We start from the raw sequence: 21,374 nt of genomic DNA, 5'->3' as shown, positions 1-21,374 counted from the left end.
AAACGAGCCGAGCGTACAAGACATTGTAAAATGCGATACCCCTTCCTGAATCAGCTATGACCCATGCGTGTGGCGTTGGTCATCAGGCTGAGGGGTCTTCTCTATACCCTCAAGCTGTGCGGCGGCACAGCCAGCAGCCAGAACTTGTGCCAGTACGCTCTTGCGCGATTAGGACACCGGAGCCCGTGGTGAAGAGCAAATCTGATCCGTCCCCTGCAGAAACAAGTGGGCTCACCAGATCGACAGAATCAGGAGTCCGGGAAACCGTTCGTTTCCCTGTACTGGTCTTCGTTGGACTCACATAGAAGCCGTTGTTGCCGTCGTGCTTCCACGCTGCGCTGATGCGCACGGTCGCCGGCGTGGAGCGAAGCTCCACTTCAGCAACAGTCACAGTTGCTGTCTCACCCAAGCTGGTTCCTGTCATGACCAGGAATTGCGTGAAGTCTTGGTACATATCGGCAATGTAGAAGCAGCGGATGCTCCGCATGAATCAAGAATCTGGCATCGTCCTCCACCCGCTCCCCCGACGGCAGATCCAGTCCCCTGCACGGATTGTCGGCTCGGTGCTTCACCCGGACAGCTCGCTCCACGAAAAAGAAGATCAGAACGCAGTTGTTGGGGATGGTTTTGATGCTCTTGCCTTTTTCTCCATGCCTCGAAACCAGTCGGTGGTCTGCCGCAGATCGAGCTCATCGACAAGGATCGAACCGAGCACCGGCTTGATGTGCAGGTCCAGCATGGCTTGGCAGGTGCGCGGCACCCCGTACGCAGGACGGATGTAGAGGTCAATGTGTTGCTAGATGACGTCAGCCAACGTAGGAGATTTTCGTAGGGAGGACGCCATTGCCTTTTGGGCGATGGCGAAGGATTGCCCGTTCCCATCCAGGAACTTCTGCAGCATCCGCGCATCGGACTCTCAGGCGAAGGTGATGCTTTGTTGATGGCCTACATTTGGGGTTGGGGTTTTTAGGAACACACTTAAACACGAAAACCCCCTGTCACCAGGAGGTTTTCGTTCAACCGTACCCGAGGTGGGACTCGAACCCACACACCTTTCGATACTGCATTTTGAGTGCAGCGCGTCTACCATTCCGCCACTCGGGCTCCCGTAACTGCTCTCAAGGAGAACCGTTGCCAAGATCACGCCCCCGTTTCGGAATCACTCCCGAACCAGTGCGCGGAACTACTCTACATGGAGATAGGCTGTTTTGTGGAACCGAGCCTGTCCAGGGGCTAAATATTTGCCATTTGTGGTGTACCTCACCCCTTCTTAGGAGTTTTTGTGTCAGAACAGCCGGATTCAACCACCGCCAAGCCCGCCCGCCGGGTCATCGTCGCCGAAGACGAGACCTTGATCCGCCTGGACATCATGGAAATCCTGCGCGGTGAGGGATACGACGTCGTCGGCGAGGCTGACAACGGCGAGAAGGCCGTGGAGCTCGCCAAGGAACTCCGACCTGACTTAGTCCTCATGGACGTCAAAATGCCCGTCATGGACGGCATCACCGCCGCCGAGCACATCGTCAAGGCCCGCATTGCCCCCGTGGTGCTGCTGACCGCGTTCAGCCAGAAGGAACTCGTCGAGCGTGCACGCGACGCCGGCGCCATGGCCTACGTGGTCAAGCCCTTCACCCCCGCAGACCTCATGCCCGCTTTGGAAATCGCCCTCTCCCGCCACGAGGAAATCAAGGCCCTCGAGGAGGAAGTCTCCGACCTCCAGGAACAGTTCGCCACCCGCAAGCTCGTGGAGCGCGCCAAGAGCCTCCTCACCACCAAGATGGGCCTCACCGAACCCGAGGCCTTCCGCTGGATCCAGAAGACCTCCATGGACCGCCGCCTGAGCATGCGCGAAGTCGCCGAGACCATCATCAATCAGGTCAACTAAGTCTCCAACAGAGTCAACCACCGCTTAAACTACGACGGCGGCACCCAATTTGGGTGCCGCCGTCGTACGTTAATCCGTGGCCTGGTTAGTGGGCCAGGGAGCCGCCTCGTCCGCGGCTCAGCGGGAAGCCGCCGGAGTTCTTCACAATGTCAGACTCGTCGCCGACGATGTGTGCCTTGACAAGGTTGGTGGTGCCGGCCTTTCCGGGAGGGGAACCGGCTGCGATGACAACCATGTCGCCCTCGGAAACCAGGCCCTTCTCCAGCAGCGTCAGGTCAACCTGTGCGGTCATGGCGTCGGTGTGCTCCACCATGGGCACCAGCACGGGGATGATGCCCCAGGTCAGCGCCAGCTGGTTGCGCACACGCTCATCCGGGGTGAACGCAAAGACCGTCTTGGACGGGCGCAGACGCGAGAGGCGCCGTGCCGAGTCACCGGACTGGGTGAACGTGGCGATGAACTTCGCGTCCAGCTGCTGCGCAATCTGCACAGCAGCTGCCGTGATGACGCCGCCGCGGGTCTTCGGCTCCGTGCCGAGGCCGGGAATGCGTGTGAGGCCGTCCTTTTCGGTGGCCTCGATGATGCGGGCCATGGTCTCGACAGTCTCGATCGGGAACGCGCCAACGCTCGTCTCACCGGAAAGCATGACGGCGTCCGCACCGTCGAGCACGGCGTTGGCGCAGTCGGAGGCCTCGGCGCGCGTGGGGCGCGGGCTTTCGATCATGGATTCGAGCACCTGCGTTGCCACGATGACGGGCTTGGCCCAGCGGCGTGCCATTTCAACACAACGCTTCTGCACCAGCGGCACATCTTCCAAGGGCAGTTCCACGCCGAGGTCGCCACGGGCCACCATGATGGCGTCGAATGCGTTGACAATGGCTTCGAGGTTCTCCACAGCCTGCGGCTTCTCGATCTTGGCGATGACGGGCGCGCGGCGTCCTTCCTCGTCCATGATCTGGTGCACGCGCTCAATATCTGCTGCGTCACGCACGAAGGAGAGGGCAATCAGGTCCGCGCCACAGGCCAGGGCCCAGCGCAGGTCATCTTCATCTTTTTCGCTCAGTGCAGGCACGTTCACGGCAACACCGGGCAGGTTGATGCCCTTGTTGTTGGAAACCTTGCCCGGAACCGTCACGACCGTGACAACCTTCACGTCGTCAACAGCCGTGGCCTGAACTGAAACCTTGCCGTCGTCGATCAGCATGATGTCGCCAACCTTGACGTCCTCGGTCAGTGACTTCAGCGTGGTGGAGCAGATGTCCTTGGTGCCGGGGACGTCTTCGGTGGTGATGGTGAAGACATCGCCCACGGCCAGTTCGTAACCCTCGCCATTGGCGAAGCGGCCCAAGCGGATCTTCGGGCCCTGCAGGTCCGCCATGATGGCGACCGGCTGGCCCAGTTCAGCAGCGGCACGGCGAACGTTGTCGTACGTGTTCTGGTGCACGGTGTAGTCGCCGTGGCTCATGTTCATGCGGGCAACGTTCACACCCGCTTCCAGTACAGCCAAAGTCTTCTCATAGCTGGCGATTGCCGGGCCGAAAGTCGCAACGATTTTTGCGCGTCTCAAAGTACCTACCTCATGTGTGTTTAACAGTAGAAATGTCTAGGGTCTGCCCCCAGCTTATCGTCTTGGCGCTAAACACTGATAGCTGAGTCGCTGGGTGAGACGGGCGCCGGCAGGAACGTCTCCCCCATCAGGAACTTGTCCACCGCCGCAGCACACGCCCGCCCTTCCGCTATTGCCCACACAATCAACGACTGTCCACGCCCGGCATCCCCCGCCGCAAACACGCCGGCACGGCTCGTCATGTAATACCCGTCACGCTCAACATTGGCGCGCGCGTCCAGTTTGACGGGCAGCTGGTGCGTCAACTCGGCAGTCTCCGGACCCGTGAAGCCCAGCGCCAGCAGCACCAGATCCGCAGGAATGATCCGCCCCGTCCCTTCCCGCGGCACACGGCGGCCGTCAACGTACTCCGTCTCGGCAATCTTCAGCCCGGTCAGCACGCCGTTCTCGCCCAGGAACTCCACGGTGGAGGCAAGGTAGGTGCGCTCACCGCCTTCCTCATGTGCGCTGGCCACCTCGAACAGGTTCGGGAACGTGGGCCACGGCTGGCCCGCCGTGCGTTCCACCGGCGGCTGCATGCCAATGGCCAGCGTGGTGACGGACGCCGCCTTGTGGCGGTGCGCCGTGCCGAGGCAGTCGGCGCCGGTGTCGCCGCCGCCCAGGATGACCACGTGCTTGCCGCGGGCATCGATCTGCCCCTCTGCTCCACCCACCAGAGCATCGCCGGCCACCGCCTTGTTCGACTGCACCAGGTAATCCATGGCGAAGTGCACCCCGCTCAGCGAGCGGCCGGGGATGGGCAAATCACGCGGCACAGTGGCCCCCGTGCACACCACGACGGCGTCATAGCGCCTGCGCAGCTCCTCCCACCCGATGTCCTTGCCCACTTCGACGCCGGTGCGGAATCGCGTGCCCTCGGCCGTCATTTGCTCCACGCGCCGGTCCACACTCTCCTTCTCCAACTTGAAATCGGGGATGCCGTAGCGCAGCAGCCCACCAATCCTGTCCTCGCGCTCATACACGGCCACGGTGTGCCCGGTGCGGGTGAGCTGCTGGGCCGCTGCCAGCCCGGCCGGGCCTGAACCGACGACGGCGACCGTCTTGCCGGTGAGCCTGGCTGGCGGCAGCGGGTGGACCCAATCCTGATCGAAGGCCTCATCGATGATGGACACCTCCACCTGTTTGATGGTCACGGCGGGCTGATTGATGCCCAGCACGCACGCCGTTTCACAGGGCGCCGGGCAGAGCCGCCCGGTCCACTCGGGGAAGTTGTTCGTGGAGTGCAGGCGCTCAATGGCCTCCTGGCCCTTGTCCCGCCACGTGAGGTCGTTCCACTCTGGAATGAGATTTCCCAGCGGGCAGCCCTGGTGGCAGAACGGCACGCCGCAGTCCATGCAGCGCCCGGCCTGGCCCTGGAGCACGCCCTTGTCCTGGCGCTCATAGACTTCCTTCCAGTCCATGATGCGCACCGGCACGGGGCGCCGGGTCTGCGTGATGCGTTCGCGGTTCTTCAAGAAACCCTGCGGATCAGCCACCGGTGACCTCCAAAATCTTCTGCCAGACGGTTGCCCCGTCCGGATCCTCGCCCAACTCGGCTGCTGCCAAGCGGGTTTCCAAAACTGCTGCATAGTCGCGGGGCAAAACCTTTGTGAACCGGGCCATCGCTGCCGGGAAGTCGGCCAGCAGGGCACCCGCAACCTCCGAGCCCGTCTCTTCGGCGTGCCGACGCAAAAGTGCGTTGATCATGTCCGTGTCGACGCCGTCGGGCTTCAACAGGGTCAGCTCGCCGGATTCCAGCGCGCCCTTGTTGACCAGGGTGGGGTCGAGGTCCAGGACGTAGGCGGTGCCACCGGACATGCCGGCGCCGAAGTTGCGGCCGGTGGGCCCCAGAATCAAAGCTTGCCCGCCGGTCATGTACTCGCAGCCGTGATCGCCGATGCCTTCGACGACGGCCGTGGCGCCGGAGTTGCGCACCAGGAACCGCTCCCCCACGAGGCCGCGCAGGAACATTTCCCCGCTGGTGGCGCCGTAGCCGATCACGTTGCCGGCGATGACGTTTTCCGCCGCGGCGAAGCTGTTCTGCCGATCCGGGCGCACCGTGATCCGGCCGCCGGACAGTCCCTTGCCCACGTAGTCGTTGGCGTCGCCGAGCAGGCGCAGCGTGATGCCGGCCGGTAGGAACGCGCCGAGCGACTGCCCGGCCTGGCCGGTCAGGGTCACGTCGATGGTGTCCGGGCCGAGCACGTCGATGCCGAATTTCTTCGTCACGTAATGGCCCAGCATGGTGCCCACCGACCGGTCCGTGTTGACCACGGGAACGCTGATGATGACCGGTGTGCGGTCGCTGAACGCGTCGGCGCTCATGGTGATCAGCTGCTGGTCGAAGTGCTTTTCGAGCTCGTGGTTCTGCGCCTTCATGTTCCGCACGGGGGCGGTGGCCGGAACGCCGGCATCGGACAGGATCGGGGACAGGTCAAGGCCCGCCGTCTTCCAATGGTTCACCGCATCGTGGACATCGAGCAGTTGCGTCTGCCCCACCGCCTCCTCCAGCGACCTGAAGCCAAGCTGTGCAAGAATTTCGCGTACCTCCTCTGCCAGGAATTCGAAGAAGTTCACCACGAATTCCGGCTTGCCGCTGAAGCGCTGGCGCAGTTCCGGGTTCTGCGTGGCGACACCCACCGGGCACGTGTCCAGATGGCACACGCGCATCATGACGCAGCCGGACACCACCAGCGGGGCCGTGGCGAAACCGTATTCCTCGGCGCCGAGCAGCGCGGCAATGACCACGTCACGGCCGGTCTTCAGCTGCCCGTCCACCTGCACCACCACCCGCTCGCGCAGCCCGTTCAGGCGCAGCGTCTGCTGGGTTTCAGCCAGTCCCAGCTCCCATGGCATGCCGGCATGCTTGAGCGAGTTCAGCGGGCTGGCGCCGGTGCCGCCGTCGTGCCCGGAAACCAGTACGACGTCGGCCTTGGCCTTGGTAACGCCGGCGGCCACTGTGCCGATGCCCATCTCGGAGACGAGCTTGACGTGGACGCGGGCGCTGGGGTTGGCCCGCTTGCAGTCGTAGATGAGCTGGGCCAGGTCCTCGATGGAGTAGATGTCATGGTGCGGCGGTGGGGAGATCAGGCCCACGCCCGGGGTGGAGTGCCGGGTTTCTGCGATCCACGGATAGACCTTCTTGGCCAGCAGCTGGCCGCCCTCCCCCGGTTTGGCGCCCTGGGCCATCTTGATCTGGATGTCCTGCGCCTTCGTCAGGTACAGGCTGGTGACGCCGAAGCGGCCCGAGGCCACCTGCTTGATGGCGCTGCACCGCTCCGGGTCAAGGAGGCGTTCAACGTCCTCGCCACCCTCGCCCGTATTGGACTTGGCGCCGAGCCGGTTCATGGCGATGGCGAGCGTCTGGTGTGCTTCGGCCGAGATGGAGCCGTAGCTCATGGCACCGGTGGAGAAGCGCTTGACGATGCTGCTGACAGGCTCCACTTCCTCCAGCGGGACGGGTGGGCGCTGGCCATCCTTGAAGGCGAGCAGGCCGCGGAACGTCATGAGCTTGTTGGCCTGGTCGTCGATCCCCTGGGTGTACTTCTTGAAGATGTCGTAGCGGCGTTCGCGGGTGGCGTGCTGGAGGCGGAAGACGGTGTCCGGGTTGAACAGGTGAGGTTCGCCGTCGCGGCGCCACTGGTATTCTCCGCCGCCCAGCAGGGGGCGGTGTGGAACGTCCACGCCGTCCACGGGGTAGGCCAGGATGTGCCGTGCCGAGACCTCCTTGGCGATGACCTCCAGCCCCACGCCGCCGAGCTGGCTGACGGTGCCGGAGAAGTACTCATCCACCAAGTCCTGGGACAGTCCCAGCGCTTCGAACGTTTGCGCGCCGCAGTAGGAGGACACGGTGGAGATGCCCATCTTGGACATGATCTTCAAAACGCCCTTGCCCAGGCCCTTGATGAGGTGGTGGACACCCTCCTCGGGGGTGACGCCGGTGACGTCGCCGTTGCGGATCAGTTCCTCCACGCTCTCCATGGCCAGGTAGGGGTTGATGGCTGCCGCGCCGTAGCCCACCAGCACGGCGACATGATGGACTTCGCGGACGTCTCCGGCCTCCACTACTAGGGAGACCTTCGTGCGGTTGGCGCTGCGCAGCAGGTGGTGGTGCACGGCGCTCAGGAGCAGCAGCGACGGGATGGGCGCCCACACGGCTGAGGAGTCCCTGTCGGAGAGCACCACGTACTGGACGCCACGGTTGATGGCGCCGGAAACCTGCTCACAGATTTCGGTGAGGCGGGAGCGCAAGGCGCCCTCTCCGCCGTCGACCTTGTACAAGCCGCGCACCTTCATGGCGATGTGGCTGCCCTCGGAATCCTCCATGTTGGCGATCTTGGCGAGGTCGTCGTTGTCGATAACGGGGAAGGTCAGTGCGAGCTGCGGGGCCTTGACTTTGCTGCGTGAGAGCAGGTTGCCCTGGGGGCCGATGGTGGTGTTGAGCGAGGTGACGAGTTCCTCGCGGATGGCGTCCAACGGAGGGTTGGTGACCTGGGCGAACTGCTGCACGAAGTAGTCAAAGAGCAGGCGCGGGCGCTTGGACAGGACGGCGACGGGCGTGTCGGTGCCCATGGCGCCGATGGGTTCGGCACCGGTTTTGGCCATGGGGCCGAGCAGGATCCGCAGTTCTTCGGTGGTGTAGCCGAAGGTGCGCTGGCGGTGGACCACCGAGGCACTGGTGTGGACCACGTGCTCACGCTCGGGCAGCTCAGCAAGCCGGATGGTGTTTTCCTTCGCCCACGACGCGTAGGGGTTGGCTGCTGCCGCCTGGTTCTTGACGTCCTCGTCGCTGACGATCACACCCTTGTCCGTGTCCACCAGGAACATGGTGCCGGGGGCCACGCGCCCCTTCTGCACGATGCTGGCAGGGTCCAGTTCCAGCACGCCGACCTCCGAGGCCAGCACCACCAGGCCGTCGTCGGTGACCCAGTAGCGGGCCGGGCGCAGACCGTTGCGGTCCAGGGTTGCCCCGACGAGTGTGCCGTCGGTGAAGGAGACGGCGGCCGGGCCATCCCACGGCTCCATGAGCAGGGAGTTGTATTCGTAAAACGCCTTGCGTGCCGGGTCCATGGTGGCGTGGTTTTCCCAGGCTTCCGGGATCATCATCATGACGGCTTCGGTGATGGGGCGACCGGAGAGCCACAGCAGCTCGGCAACCTCGTCAAAGGACGCCGAATCCGAGGCGCCCGGCGTGCAGATCGGAAACAGCTCCTCAGGGGTGTCGCCAAGGAGTCGGTGCGCCATGGTGGATTGGCGGGCGCGCATCCAGTTCCGGTTGCCCTTCACGGTATTGATTTCACCGTTGTGGGCGATGGCGCGGAACGGCTGGGCCAGCGGCCAGGACGGGAACGTGTTGGTGGAGAAGCGGGAATGGACCACGGCCAACTTGGTGGCGAAGCGTGGGTCTGACAGGTCCGGGTAGAACGGTTCCAGCTGGGCGGTGGTCAGCATGCCCTTGTAGACGATGGTTTTGGAGGAGAACGACGGGAAGTACACGCCGAACTTTTGCTGGGCACGCTTACGGAGCCTGAAGGCCTTGGCGTCGAGTTCGTTGGCCTGGGTTGTTTCCAAGGGCGTTTTCGGCGCTGATGTCAGCGCCACGAACAGCTGGCTGAAGTGCGGCATGCAGGCCCGTGCACTGGCACCCACGAGCTCGGCAACCACGGGGACTTCGCGCCAACCGAGGACTGTCAGTCCCTCTGCTGCGGCAAGTGCTTCCAGGCCGGCCTTTGCCGAGGTGAGTCCTGGCTTGTCTGCGGGCAGGAAGGCCGTGCCCGTGGCGTAGTTGCCCGGGGCGGGAAGCTCAAAGGTGGTGGTGGCACGGAAGAACTCATCCGGGAGCTGGGTCAGGATGCCAGCGCCGTCTCCCGTTCCCTCGTCGGCTCCGACTGCTCCCCGGTGTTCCAGGTTGCGCAGTGCCACGAGGGCCTTTTGCACAATGTCATGCCCTGGAGTGCCGCGCAGCGTGGCCACGACCGCCAAGCCACAGGCGTCCTTTTCGTTTTCGGGACGGTACAGGCCAGCCTGTGCAGGCATGGAGGCAAAGCGGGTGAAGGGCGAGATGGCCTGCGGCTGGTGTGAGTCGCTTGCATGTGTTCCAGTCACGACGGTGAGGTCCTTCCCCTGGTGGATGAATTGAGTGGGGACGGCGTCGGCCCGTGATGGTTGGGACGGCGGCCCGTATCAACCGAATGAGTGCTGGTTGCCTTCGTTTCTAGGACTAGTTCCTATTAGTGCATCTGCACAATGTCAGTAACTTTCACTGTGGGAACGTCTTTCAAGGCGTGCTTTACTCTATAACCACAGCCAGCAGTGAAGTGTGGGAATCTTACAATCTGAACGGATATGCATGATCAGTCATATCAATAAGCATAAGTACGCCGTGACTTCCCCGTGTACCGGATTCGACGCGCTCCTCCGTTCTCCTCCCCTACACATAAACGCACCCTGTTCGCTCATGCGTAGGCTAGGGAGCGCGCATAAGCAGCCAACGTGCGTTTATGCGGCAGGGAGCGAGAAAAGGGTGGTCCCGGATATCCGGGACCACCCTTTTTTGCGCCTAAACGCACTTCTTGAACCGCTGGGTTAGAGCTGTGTGTCGTTGGTGTCCTTCGTGCCGTGCTCCACGGGTTCGGTGCCCGCAGAGTTGGACTTTGCCTGCGTGCTGTCCGCGGCATCCTTGGAAGCTGTTACCACGGGAGCGGGTTCGCGCCCGGCCAGGTACACCGATTCGTCATCCTTGCCGCGGCGGGCAAGGGTGATGACAAGGAACAGAATCCAGGCCACTACAAAGACGATGATGCTTGTCCACACGTTCAGGCGGGTGGTGATGCCAAAGAACGTGATTTGCTCCGCCGCGTCGATGCGCAGCATTTCGATCCAGACGCGCCCTGCCGTGTAAATGATGGCGTAGAGCAGGAACAGGCGGCCGCTGCGCAGGCGGTACTTCCTGTCAACGAGCAGCAGGACTGCCACTCCGAGCAGATTCCAGACACACTCATACAGGAAAGTGGGGTGGAACAGCGTGTCGGGGCTGAACCCTGCCGGCACAAACTGCGGTGAAACGCTCAGGCCCCATGGCAGGGTCGTCGGCCCACCGAAGAGTTCCTGGTTGAAGTAGTTGCCCCAGCGGCCGATGGCCTGGGCCAGCAAGATGCCAGGTGCTGCAGCGTCGATGAACGCTGAAATCTTCACGCCCGCGCGCCGGCAGCCAATCCAGGCTCCGACGACGCCGAGCACCACGGCTCCCCAAATCCCCAGACCGCCGAGCCATATCTGCGGGATGAGGGCCAGGTTGCCGGTGCCGTTGAAGCCCGGCCCAAAGTAGGCATCGGGCGAGGAGAACACGTGGTACAGACGGCCGCCAATGATGCCAAAGGGAATGGCCCAGATCGCGATGTCCCAGATGGAGCCCTCGGGCCCGCCCCGGCGCTTCCAACGGCGGTCCGTCAGCCAGATCGCTGCAATGATGCCCAACAGGATGCACAGCGCATAGGCGTGGATGCGCAGTGGCCCAATGTCAAAGCCGGACCAGGTTGGCGCCGGAATGGCAGCGCCCAAAGCCCCGACTAGAGCTTGTGGTGCGAGTGCAGAAATCACAGAGTGGCCTCTGCATCCGCCGGAGCGTCAAAGCCCGAGCTCAGTTCCTTGGCCAAGGCACCAACTGCTTCAACTCCGCCGTCGCGCAACGCAGCAACAAGCGCCGTACCAACAATGACACCGTCGGCGTAGGCAGCAATTTCGCGCACATGCTTGGCCTGTGAAACACCCAGGCCGACGCACGCACGTTCCGCTCCCGCGGCATGAGCGGCCGCTACGACCGATTCAGCCGCACTCGAGACAGATGAACGCGCTCCAGTGACGCCCATGATGGACACGGCGTACACAAAACCGCGGGTAGCCCTGACCGTCATGTCCACACGTTCCGGCGTTGACGACGGCGCCACCAGGAATACCCGGTCCAGGCCATACTTATCAGAAGCAGCGAACCATTCGGCTGCCTCATCCGGAATCAGGTCCGGAGTGATCAGGCCAGCGCCGCCGGCCTCGGCAAGCCTGCGGGCAAACTCATCCACGCCCAGGCGCATCACCGGGTTCCAGTACGTCATCACCATGACGGCGGCATCCGTTTCAGCCGTGATGGCAGCCACGATGTCAAAGACGTCGGTCACGTGAAACCCGTTGGCCAGCGCTTCGACTGTGGCCGCCTGGATGACCGCGCCGTCCATGACCGGATCAGAATAGGGAATCCCGATCTCAATGATGTCGGCACCGTTGCGGGCCACCGCGATGGCTGCATCAATGGAGGCCTGCTTGTTCGGGTAGCCGGCAGGCAGGTAGGCGATCAGGGCTTTGCGCCCCGCGGCCTTGGCCTTGTCAATGGCAGCAGCCGACTTGCTTTCAAAAACTGCCGGGGTTGCGCCGGCTTTAGTGCTATCACTCATGGCTGGCATCCTTCGTGTTGCTGTCTGTGCTGACGGCCCCTGCACCGTGGGCATGGCCCTTGGCGTTGCGGGTGGAAAGGGTGGTCCCCTTCACGTGCCCGTCTTCATCCAACATGCCAAACCAGTCGGCGGCTGTTTCCACGTCCTTGTCACCGCGGCCGGAAAGGTTCACGATGATGACCACGTCTTCAGGCTTTTCGGCGTCAACCACGAGCCGGTGTCCAACCTTCAAAGCACCGGCCAGGGCGTGCGAGGACTCGATGGCCGGAATGATGCCTTCGGTGCGGCACAGCAACTTGAACGCATCCATGGCTTCAGTGTCGGTGATGGGCTCATAGTTGACCCGCCCAATGTCATGCAGGTAGGAGTGCTCCGGGCCAACACCCGGGTAGTCAAGGCCTGCCGAGATGGAGTGCGACTCAATGGTCTGCCCGTCCTCGTCCTGCATCAGGTAGGAACGCGCACCATGCAGCACGCCTGGGCGTCCCAGGGTGATGGTGGCTGCGTGGCGGCCCGTGTCCACCCCGTCGCCTCCTGCCTCAAAGCCATACATCTTCACGGAGGCGTCGTCGAGGAAACCGTGGAACAGGCCGATCGCGTTGGAGCCACCGCCAATGCAAGCGCATACGGCGTCGGGCAGGTGGCCCACCTGGTCAAGGATCTGGCCGCGGGCTTCCTGGCCAATGACTTCATGGAAGAAGCGCACCATGGCCGGGAACGGGTGTGCCCCTGACACGGTTCCCAGCACGTAGTGGGTGTTTTCCACGTTCGCCACCCAGTCGCGCAGGGCGTCATTGATGGCGTCTTTGAGCGTCTGCGAACCGTTCGTCACAGGCACTACGGTGGCACCGAGCAATTGCATGCGCGCCACGTTCAAAGCTTGACGGCGGCAGTCCTCAGCACCCATGTACACAACACATTCAAGACCCAGCAGGGCTGCGGCGGTGGCACTGGCCACACCATGCTGCCCGGCGCCGGTCTCGGCGATGATGCGGGTCTTGCCCATGCGCTTGGCCAGCAGGGCCTGGCCTAGGACGTTGTTGATCTTGTGGGACCCGGTGTGGTTCAGGTCCTCGCGTTTGAGGAAGATGCGGGCACCGCCGGCATGCTCGCTGAAACGCTTGGCCTCAGTCAGCAGGGAAGGGCGGCCCGAGTAGTTCTTGTTCAGTTCCGCGATCTCAGCGAGGAAATCCGGGTCGAGCTTTGCCTTTTCAAAGGTCTCTTCAAGCTCATCCAACGCCGCAATGAGCGACTCCGGCATCCATCGTCCGCCGTAGCTGCCAAAGTACGGCCCGGGTGCGTGCCGTAGAGAATGCTCCGGTACCGAGCCGGCAGCGATGCCGCCCTGCAGGAATGCTGTTGCCGGATCCACCATGTCGGCGGGATCCTGAGACGAAGCTGCTGGCACATGGGCCATCAGTTCCACCGTCCTGTTCTTCAATAGTTGTGCACTAATTTATCTGTGGGCGAGCCGCCTCGCGGCAGCAACGCCCCTGGCGATGAAAAAGGCCTGCACGCTGACGTGCAAGCCCTTCTCTAGCGTGGGTTGTTTTCCAGCGCCCCGGCTGCCTTGAATTCGCCAATCCGCTCCTGCGGCGTCGAGTCCTTCACCAAAGCTTCACCCACCAAGATGGCATGGGCTCCATGGCTGCTGTAATGCCGGACGTCGTCGGCGTCCCGGACCCCGGACTCCGCCACCACGATGGGCCCGGCGGGAATGCCGCCAGCAAGCGCGGCAAACACGCCCCGATCCACCTCGAGTGTTTTCAAGTTGCGCACGTTGATGCCGATGATCTTGGCGCCAACAGCCACCGCACGCTCAATTTCCTCCGCGGTGTGGGTTTCAACGATCGCGTTCATGCCCAGCTGGTGGGTCAAGTCAAGATAGCTGCGCAACTGCTCGTCATCCAACGCGGCAACAATCAGCAGGACCACGTCCGCACCGTGGGCACGGGCTTCCCAGATCATGTACTCGTCGCACGTGAAATCCTTGCGCAGCACGGGGATGTCCACGGCTGCCCGCACCGCATCCAGGTCCGCCAGGGAACCACTGAAACGACGCTCCTCGGTCAAGACACTGATGACGGAAGCTCCGCCGTCGCGGTATTGCACGGCAAGAGCGGAAGGATCGGTGATCCCGGCAAGATCCCCCTTGGAGGGGCTGCGGCGCTTCACCTCGGCAATGACCTTCAGGTCCCCGCGACCGGCGGAATCCCCGCCCAGTGCCGCCCAGGCGTCGAGCGCCGGGGCTGCCAGACGGGCACGGTCCTGAACTTCAGCCAAGCTGACGAGTTGCTGGCGCTCATGCATGTCCTCCCGGACACCGGCAATGATGTCCAGCAAAACACTCATTATTAGTGGCCGTCGTTCTTCAGCTTGCTGCCGCCCACGCCGTAGCCGGCAAGCTTCATGACGCCGCCGAGGATCAGGCCGATCGCAATGATTCCCACACCGCCGATCCAGAACAGCAGGGTTGCACTTTCGCCGATGAGGAAGGCGATGCAACCGACGATGGTGCCAACCAGCATGACAGCCACGGCGGTCCATGCTGCCGGGCTGTTGCCGTGACCCAATTCAATGCTGTGGTCGATGGGCCCCTGTACGGTAACGTCTGCGGCCGACTTGTTGCTCATGGTGAATCTCCCTATTAAACGCGGATACTGAAATACATTCTGCCATTAGTTGCCCAAGTAAGCGTAAAGCCTCGGCACTCCTTGGGCGCGTGCCGTGATTAAGCCGTGGGGTCTTCCCCGCGGCTGAGCTGGTCCCAGCGGTCAATCTCGTCCACCGGCTCGGCCGGGCCGCCCGCCTGGGCTTGCTTGGCGGCGTCGTACTTGGTGCGCACATTCCAGGACCGGCCGAAGAACAGGACCAGCAGCGACACCACCGCCAGCACGAGTGCGGCCACCACGGCCAGTACCGGGAAGACCGTGGTAGTGGCGTTGGAGGCTTGGCCTTCGATGCCTGTTGCGGCACCCACCTCGGACATGGCCGCCGCCACCGGGTTGGTCAGCACTCCGAGAACGACGGCGACTATCCCCGCTGCGCTCAGGAACATGATCAATGCTGTGACTACTCGGGCGATTTTCCCGGCGATGCTCGTGGCCAGGGCGCCTGCCAGGGCCACCAGTGCCAGCGCGGAGACGGCCACGGCGGCCTTGCTGCCGGGGATGTTGAGGTCGCTTTGGCCCACCTCGCCCTGGCCGATGGACACGTGGATCCAGGTCTGGGTGGTGGTGCCAAAAACGGCCAGCGCGGCCAGGACGGACAGCAGGATCAACGTGGACTTGCGCTGCCAGAACGGCACAGCCTTGGCCATGCTGTGCGGCGCGTCGGGTGTGTTCGGGGTTTCAGGTGTGTTCGGGATCTGCGTGCTCATGCTGTGCCACCCGCGTTCTCTGCCAGTGCGCGCAACGAGGCCGCTGCATACACGGCCCGCAGCGGGGCGGCCGCCTTGTTGACCGTTTCCAGTGCTTCCGACTCATTGACGGAATCGGCCACAATGCCGCCACCGGCTTGAACGTAGGCCTTGCCTTCGCGCAACAGTGCCGAGCGGATGGCAATGGCCATGTCCATGTCACCGGCAAAATCGAGGTAGCCAACCACTCCGCCGTAGATGCCGCGGCGGTGCGGTTCAAGCTCATCCAACAGGCGCAGCGCGCGGGGCTTGGGCGCACCGGACAGGGTGCCGGCCGGGAAGGTGGCAGCCAGGACGTCGTAGGCGCTCTTGCCGGGACTGAGCGTGCCCACCACTGTGGAGACAAGGTGCATGATGTGACTGAAGCGCTCAACCTCCATGAACTGGGTGACGTCTACCGTGCCCGGTTCGCACACCTTGGAGATGTCGTTGCGGGACAGGTCAACGAGCATGAGGTGCTCCGAGCGTTCCTTGCTGTCTGCCAGCAGGTCCTTGGCCAGCAGCTTGTCTTCCTCCGTGGTGGCACCGCGCGGGCGGGATCCGGCAATGGGGTGCGTGATGACCTCATTACCCAGGACTGTGACAAGTGCTTCCGGGGAGGAACCAACAATGGAGTATGGCTGGCCGGCGGCGTCCTCAAAGCTGTACAGATACATGTAGGGGCTGGGGTTCGTGTTGCGCAACACCCGGTACACGTCCAGTGCCGTGGCTTCGCACGCCATTTCAAAGCGGCGTGAGACCACCACCTGGAACACTTCGCCGTCAACAATGGCCACCTTGGCAAGGTCAATGGCCTTCAAGTATTCGTCGCGGTCCCAGCGTTCCTCAACGCTGTCGGCAAAACTGGCGGCCGGAACGTCAAGGACGGACATGGGCTGCGCCACCGGTGTGCGCAGCTTCTCCACCATGGCGTGCACTCTGGCCACCGCGTCATGCCAGGCACCATCGATGTTCTCATCCGTGCCGTTGGCGTTAATGGCGTTGGCGATCAGCAACACCGTGCCTTCGTTATTGTCATGCACGGCCATGTCCGCCACCAGGTTCAACGCCAGTTCAGGCAGCTTCAGGTCATCGACCGGAGGCGACGGCAACTTCTCCCAGTGCCGCACCGACTCCCAACCGACGAAGCCCACCAGGCCGGAGGTGAAGGGCGGCAGGCCCTCGAAACGCTCGGTGGCCAGCAGCTTCAGTGTGGCCTCCATGGCATCCACCGGGTTCCCTGCCAAGGGAACGCCCACGGGGGGCTCCCCCTGCCAGAACGCCCCGCCGTCGTCCGTGGTCAACGTGGCGCTGGAGCGCACGCCGATGAACGAGTAGCGTGACCAGACGCCGCCCACCGCCGCGGATTCCATCAAAAAAGTGCCGGGGGCCTCGGCGGCCAGGCAGCGGTACAGGCCGATGGGGGTTTGCGCGTCGGCGAGGACCTTCAGGTGGACGGGGACCACGCGGCGGGTGCGGGCCAATTCCCGGAATTCCGCCAGCGTGGGGGTGATGACACCTAGATCTTGCATGGAATGTGTGGCCTTCTTCAGTCAAGCGGGTGAACAAGTCTTGGGGGGGCGTGAGGCGGGGTGGGGCTTGGTGTAGGCGGGGTTTATTCTCCGCGGCTACCCACGACCGCTGCGAGCTCGCGGTCATCGAAGCACGTGTGGGTGCCGGTGTGGCAGGCGGCGCCGACCTGGTCGACGGTGATCAGCAGGGCGTCGCCGTCGCAGTCAAGGGCCACCGATTTCACGTACTGGAAGTGGCCGGAGGTGTCTCCCTTGCGCCAATATTCCTGCCGTGAGCGCGAGTAGAAAGTCACCCGGCCGGAGGTGAGTGTGCGGCGCAACGATTCATTGTCCATCCACCCGAGCATGAGGACTTCCTTGGAGTCGAACTGCTGGATGATGGCGGCCACGAGGCCAGCCCCATCGTGTTTGAGCATCGCCAAGACATCGGCCGGCAACTCTAGGGACGGCTGGGTGCTGGAAATTTCGGGCGCTGGCTGGGGTTCTGGGCTTTGCTGCATCACCGCCAATTCTAGTGCCAGATGCCTCCGTGAAGGGCATTCGCAGTGGGTGTGTGGGGCAAATCGCGCGGCTGTTGCGAAGATCGCGTGCCTTTGCGGCGGTTCCGGCTCCCGTCCGCGGCCAATACATGCTAATTTCACAAGTGATGCAATTTGTAGAACCATCCCGTGAAGTACTCGCCGAGACCCTGCTGGCAGCCGGTCCCGGTGCTCCCACATTGTGCGAAGGATGGCGCACCCAGGAACTGGCCGCGCACCTTTACCTGCGCGAACACAACCCCCGCGTCGGCTTGGGCATGGTCTTGAAGCCTTGGCGCAAGGCGACCGACAAGGCCATCGCTGCCCTCGCCGCCGATTCCAGCACCCCAGCGGCGTTTGCCGAACTTGTGGAGAAGTTCCGTGCAGGCCCGCCCAAGATGTCGCTGTTTGCCTGGAAGCCGATCGACCGCACAGCAAACCTGATCGAATTCTTCGTCCACACCGAGGACGTCCGCCGCGCCACCGACCGCTGGGCACCCCGGGCACTGGACGCCGACTACTCCGAAGCTCTCTGGGCTGAACTGGTCAAGCGTGCCGCCATTTTGTACCGCAGCGTTGACTTGGGCATCGTGCTGGTCGACCCCCAGGGGCCCCGCCACGTGGCGAAGCGCGCCCCCGTCTCGGTGGCCATCATCGGCGAACCAGGGGAACTGGCCATGCATGCCAATGGACGCACCGGACAAGCCCTCGTGACGTTCGAAGGCCAGCCCGACGCCGTCGCACTGCTGCAAACCGCAGTGGTCGGCCTCTGAGCAGCCTCTCCTACCGACGCTCCCGCAGGTTCGGGGCATTCCTGCCACACCCTCCCGCACCTTTCGGCCACCGGTGCTACACGCTCATGCAGTTTCAGGGCACCAAAAATAAACGCTCCTGCGCTTCCCAGTGGATGACCCTTCAGAGCGCAAAAGCGTCGAGAGAATCACCCCAGAAAGTGCAGGAGCGTCGGTAGGTAAAGGCCCGAAAGTGCAGGAGCGTTGGGTTAGCGGACTTCGTAACCGGCGTCGCGGATGGCCTTCTTGACGTCGGCGATGGCGCTGTCCGGGCCAAAGTGGAACACTGACGCAGCCAGCACCGCGTTGGCGCCTGCGGCTACGGCCGGCGGGAAGTGCTCGGGCTTGCCGGCTCCTCCCGAGGCGATGATGGGGATGTGCACGGCCGCGCGGACAAGGCGGATCAGCTCCAGGTCGAAGCCTTCCTTCGTCCCGTCCGCGTCGATCGAATTCAACAGGATCTCCCCCACACCACGGTCGGCCGCTTCCTTGGCCCACTCAATGGCGTCCATTCCGGTGCCTTTGCGCCCTCCGTGCGTGGTCACTTCAAAGCCCGACGGCGTCACAGCACCTTGGGTGCGCCGCGCGTCAACGCTGAGCACGAGAACCTGGGAACCGAAACGCCGGGTGATCTCGTCGATGACGGCAGGGCGCGCGATCGCTGCCGTGTTAATGGAAGCCTTGTCGGCACCGTAGCGCAGCAGCTTGTCGACGTCGGACACCTCGCGCACTCCCCCGCCCACCGTAAGCGGGATGAAGATCTGCTCGGCTGCCCGGGAGACGACGTCGAAGGTGGTCTCCCTGTTTCCGGACGACGCCGTCACGTCAAGGAACGTCAGCTCATCCGCCCCGGCACGGTCGTAACGCTGTGCCAGCTCAACTGGATCTCCGGCGTCGCGCAGGTTCTGGAATTTGACGCCCTTGACCACGCGGCCGGCATCGACGTCAAGGCAGGGGATGACCCTAATGGCAACACTCATGGCTGGCCCTAGATCCTGCAGGCGTGGATGCTGCTGACGAGGATGGCGCGGGCGCCGAGCTCATACAGTTCATCCATGATCCGGTTGGTGTCCTTGGCCGAGACCATGGAGCGCACGGCGACCCAGTCCGAGTCGCGCAACGGGGAAACGGTGGGCGATTCCAGCCCCGGGGTGAGCGCGGTGGCCTGGTCCATGAGCGACTTCGGCACGTCGTAGTCCAGCAGCACGTACTGGCGGGCGACGAGGACACTGTGCAGGCGGCGGATCAGAACTTCGACGCCGGCGGGCGGGGTCACGCCGCGGCGACCAATGAGCAGGGCCTCAGATTTCAAGATGGGCTCGCCAAAAATCTCCATGCCAGCGGCCTTGAGTGTGCTGCCGGTTTCCACGACGTCGGCAATGGCGTCTGCGACACCGAGGCGGACCGAGGATTCCACGGCACCATCAAGACGGACCACTTGGGCGTTGATGCCCAACTCAGTCAGGTATTCGCGCAGCAGCACGTCGTAGCTGGTGGCCAGGCGCTTGCCTTCCAACTCGGCGGCGCTGCTGAAGTGACCCACCGGGCCGGCAAAGCGGAAGGTGGAGATGGCAAAACCGAGCGGCAGCAGCTCGTCAGCGTCGACTTTTGCATCGAGCAGCAGGTCGCGGCCGGTGATTCCGACGTCGAGCGTGCCGGCACCGACGTACACGGCGATGTCGCGGGGACGGAGGAAAAAGAATTCGACATTGTTTTCAGGGTCAACCATGACCAGCTCGCGGGAATCGCGGCGCTGGCGGTAGCCGGCCTCCGCCAACATCGCTGAAGCGGCTTCGGACAGGGCACCCTTGTTGGGGACGGCAACACGCAGCATAAGGAAAAGTTCTTTCAGATCGTTTCTAGCAAAAGGTTGAGGCATTTTGTGCAATGCCGGTTCAGGGTTGGTCAAGCAGCCACAGCGTGTGGCTAGAGATGCTTGTAGACGTCCTGAAGGGTCAAACCCTTGGCGATCATCATGACCTGCAGGTGGTAGAACAGCTGGGAAATCTCCTCGGCGCAGGCCTCGTCCGATTCGTACTCGGCGGCCATCCACACCTCGGCGGCTTCCTCAACCACTTTCTTGCCGATGCCGTGAATGCCGGATTCAAGTTCGGTCACGGTACGGGAGCCAGCGGGCCGGGCTGCGGCTTTCTCGCTGAGCTCATCAAAAAGGGATTCGAAGGTCTTCACGCTGACCACCTTACTTGCTTCGTCACTGCTTTGAGGATTTTGAGACAGCGCGTGTCCAGCATGTGAACAGATCTGAGAGGCAGATTTGAGCCACGGACGCCTGAAACCGCGCATGCGCCATGTGCCCGCGCCTGCCCTGCGAGACCGCCGTTGCGCATCAGCTGGATCGCGGGCGCAGCGCGTGGACGAGGTCGAAACGCGGCCACTCGGCGAGCACCTGAGCCAGTCGTTGTCGTTCCAGACACTGCGTCATTCAGGCACGAACGCATCCCTTGTCTGCTTGCGCGCCCATGTTGGCTTGCAAGCAGACAAGAGATGCGCCGGATCGTTACAGATAAATGCCCGGAAAGTGCAAGAGCGTCCGGTTGTAAGGGCCGGAAAGTGCGGGAGCGTTGGTAGGTGGGGGCGGGTGGGCAGGGATGCGCCTTCCCGTGGCCTTCGATCAGGCTCTAGACGTCCAGTGCTGCCAGAGTCAGGGCTGTGGACAGGGCTGCCGTGATGGCTTCGTGGCCCTTGTCTTCAACCGAACCCGGCAGGCCGGCGCGGGCGATGCCCTGCTCCTCGGTGTCGCACGTGAGCACGCCAAAGCCGACCGGCTTGCCGCTGCGCACACTGACGTCCGTCAGGCCCATGGTGGCCGCCTGGCACACGTACTCAAAGTGGGGTGTACCGCCGCGAATAACCACGCCCAGTGCCACCACCACATCGAACTTTGCGGCCAGCCGGGCCGCCGCCACGGGAAGCTCAAAACTACCCGGGACACGCACGACTACGGGATTCTCAACACCCGCGTCCGCCGCACCGCGCAAGGCTCCGGCCAGCAGTCCGTCCATGATTTGGGTGTGCCAGCTGGCCGCCACAATGGCAACCTTCATACCGGCTGCCCGTGACTTTTCTTCCGTGCCAAATCCAATGCCTGGTGCTCCGTGGCCGCTCATGCTGTGTGTCCTTTCGTCGATGATGGGGTGTTGTCCGTACTGTTCAGCGCGGTGTCCGTTGGCTCCGTGTCCA

At 63.3% G+C, this 21,374-nt stretch carries 18 protein-coding genes and 1 tRNA gene; 2 read left to right on the top strand and 17 right to left on the bottom strand.

Translation table 11 applies throughout. From position 1 onward, the window contains the following. Positions 1 to 109: 109 nt before the first annotated feature. Complete coding sequence (locus Q4P21_RS06550; protein WP_303387992.1) at positions 110 to 487, bottom strand: hypothetical protein; 378 nt, start codon at positions 485 to 487, stop codon at positions 110 to 112. Between the two features lie 536 nt (positions 488 to 1,023). Next, positions 1,024 to 1,104: transfer RNA gene (locus Q4P21_RS06545), tRNA-Leu, on the bottom strand. 178 nt (positions 1,105 to 1,282) lie between these two features. Between Q4P21_RS06545 and Q4P21_RS06540 the strand changes: the two genes are divergently transcribed. Further along, positions 1,283 to 1,885: an ANTAR domain-containing response regulator gene (locus Q4P21_RS06540; protein WP_207346464.1), complete on the top strand. Its 603-nt coding sequence runs from the start codon at positions 1,283 to 1,285 to the stop codon at positions 1,883 to 1,885. An 85-nt stretch (positions 1,886 to 1,970) separates the two neighbouring features. Here Q4P21_RS06540 and pyk read toward each other — a convergent pair whose 3' ends face one another. The 11 genes from pyk to hisI form a co-directional block, all read right to left on the bottom strand. Beyond that, positions 1,971 to 3,452, bottom strand: a complete 1,482-nt coding sequence (gene pyk, locus Q4P21_RS06535; RefSeq protein ID WP_303387991.1) for a pyruvate kinase — start codon at positions 3,450 to 3,452, stop codon at positions 1,971 to 1,973. A gap of 68 nt (positions 3,453 to 3,520) precedes the next feature. After that, on the bottom strand, positions 3,521 to 4,987 hold the full coding sequence (locus tag Q4P21_RS06530; protein WP_303387990.1) for a glutamate synthase subunit beta: 1,467 nt from the start codon (positions 4,985 to 4,987) through the stop codon (positions 3,521 to 3,523). Beyond that, a complete protein-coding gene (gene gltB / locus Q4P21_RS06525; RefSeq protein ID WP_303388003.1) occupies positions 4,980 to 9,527 on the bottom strand; it encodes a glutamate synthase large subunit in 4,548 nt (1,515 codons plus the stop codon). Before gltB ends, Q4P21_RS06530 begins: the two co-directional genes overlap by 8 nt. Positions 9,528 to 10,076: 549 nt before the next feature. Continuing rightward, entirely contained in the window at positions 10,077 to 11,090 is a 1,014-nt protein-coding gene (gene lgt / locus Q4P21_RS06520) for a prolipoprotein diacylglyceryl transferase (RefSeq protein WP_303387989.1), read from the bottom strand. Beyond that, positions 11,087 to 11,935, bottom strand: coding sequence for a tryptophan synthase subunit alpha (gene trpA, locus Q4P21_RS06515; RefSeq protein WP_303387988.1), 849 nt, complete (start codon positions 11,933 to 11,935; stop codon positions 11,087 to 11,089). The genes lgt and trpA overlap by 4 nt, the downstream gene beginning before the upstream one ends. Beyond that, entirely contained in the window at positions 11,928 to 13,352 is a 1,425-nt protein-coding gene (trpB, locus tag Q4P21_RS06510) for a tryptophan synthase subunit beta (RefSeq protein ID WP_303388002.1), read from the bottom strand. Before trpB ends, trpA begins: the two co-directional genes overlap by 8 nt. 119 nt (positions 13,353 to 13,471) lie before the next feature. Then, positions 13,472 to 14,287, bottom strand: coding sequence for an indole-3-glycerol phosphate synthase TrpC (gene trpC, locus Q4P21_RS06505; RefSeq protein ID WP_303387987.1), 816 nt, complete (start codon positions 14,285 to 14,287; stop codon positions 13,472 to 13,474). A 2-nt stretch (positions 14,288 to 14,289) separates the two neighbouring features. Then, positions 14,290 to 14,568, bottom strand: a complete 279-nt coding sequence (locus Q4P21_RS06500; protein ID WP_303387986.1) for an HGxxPAAW family protein — start codon at positions 14,566 to 14,568, stop codon at positions 14,290 to 14,292. A 98-nt stretch (positions 14,569 to 14,666) separates the two neighbouring features. Next, on the bottom strand, positions 14,667 to 15,314 hold the full coding sequence (locus Q4P21_RS06495; protein WP_369598869.1) for a Trp biosynthesis-associated membrane protein: 648 nt from the start codon (positions 15,312 to 15,314) through the stop codon (positions 14,667 to 14,669). Further along, positions 15,311 to 16,864, bottom strand: a complete 1,554-nt coding sequence (locus Q4P21_RS06490) for an anthranilate synthase component I (RefSeq protein ID WP_303387985.1) — start codon at positions 16,862 to 16,864, stop codon at positions 15,311 to 15,313. Before Q4P21_RS06490 ends, Q4P21_RS06495 begins: the two co-directional genes overlap by 4 nt. Positions 16,865 to 16,947: 83 nt before the next feature. Then, on the bottom strand, positions 16,948 to 17,364 hold the full coding sequence (gene hisI, locus Q4P21_RS06485; protein ID WP_303387984.1) for a phosphoribosyl-AMP cyclohydrolase: 417 nt from the start codon (positions 17,362 to 17,364) through the stop codon (positions 16,948 to 16,950). A 146-nt stretch (positions 17,365 to 17,510) separates the two neighbouring features. Here hisI and Q4P21_RS06480 point away from each other — a divergent pair, with 146 nt between their 5' ends. Beyond that, a complete protein-coding gene (locus tag Q4P21_RS06480) occupies positions 17,511 to 18,155 on the top strand; it encodes a TIGR03085 family metal-binding protein (protein ID WP_303388000.1) in 645 nt (214 codons plus the stop codon). 227 nt (positions 18,156 to 18,382) lie between these two features. Here the strand turns inward: Q4P21_RS06480 and hisF are convergent, their stop codons facing one another. From hisF to ribH, 4 genes are all read right to left on the bottom strand, one after another. After that, on the bottom strand, positions 18,383 to 19,153 hold the full coding sequence (hisF, locus tag Q4P21_RS06475; protein WP_207345141.1) for an imidazole glycerol phosphate synthase subunit HisF: 771 nt from the start codon (positions 19,151 to 19,153) through the stop codon (positions 18,383 to 18,385). Between the two features lie 8 nt (positions 19,154 to 19,161). Continuing rightward, a complete protein-coding gene (gene hisG, locus Q4P21_RS06470; protein WP_207345185.1) occupies positions 19,162 to 20,007 on the bottom strand; it encodes an ATP phosphoribosyltransferase in 846 nt (281 codons plus the stop codon). Between the two features lie 92 nt (positions 20,008 to 20,099). Beyond that, complete coding sequence (locus Q4P21_RS06465; RefSeq protein ID WP_303387983.1) at positions 20,100 to 20,363, bottom strand: phosphoribosyl-ATP diphosphatase; 264 nt, start codon at positions 20,361 to 20,363, stop codon at positions 20,100 to 20,102. 449 nt (positions 20,364 to 20,812) lie between these two features. Further along, positions 20,813 to 21,301, bottom strand: a complete 489-nt coding sequence (gene ribH, locus Q4P21_RS06460; RefSeq protein ID WP_303387999.1) for a 6,7-dimethyl-8-ribityllumazine synthase — start codon at positions 21,299 to 21,301, stop codon at positions 20,813 to 20,815. Positions 21,302 to 21,374 lie beyond the last annotated feature (73 nt).

The organism is Arthrobacter sp. (genome assembly GCF_030540645.1).
Taxonomy (GTDB): domain Bacteria; phylum Actinomycetota; class Actinomycetes; order Actinomycetales; family Micrococcaceae; genus Specibacter.
This window is presented reverse-complemented; position numbering and strand designations above follow the sequence as displayed.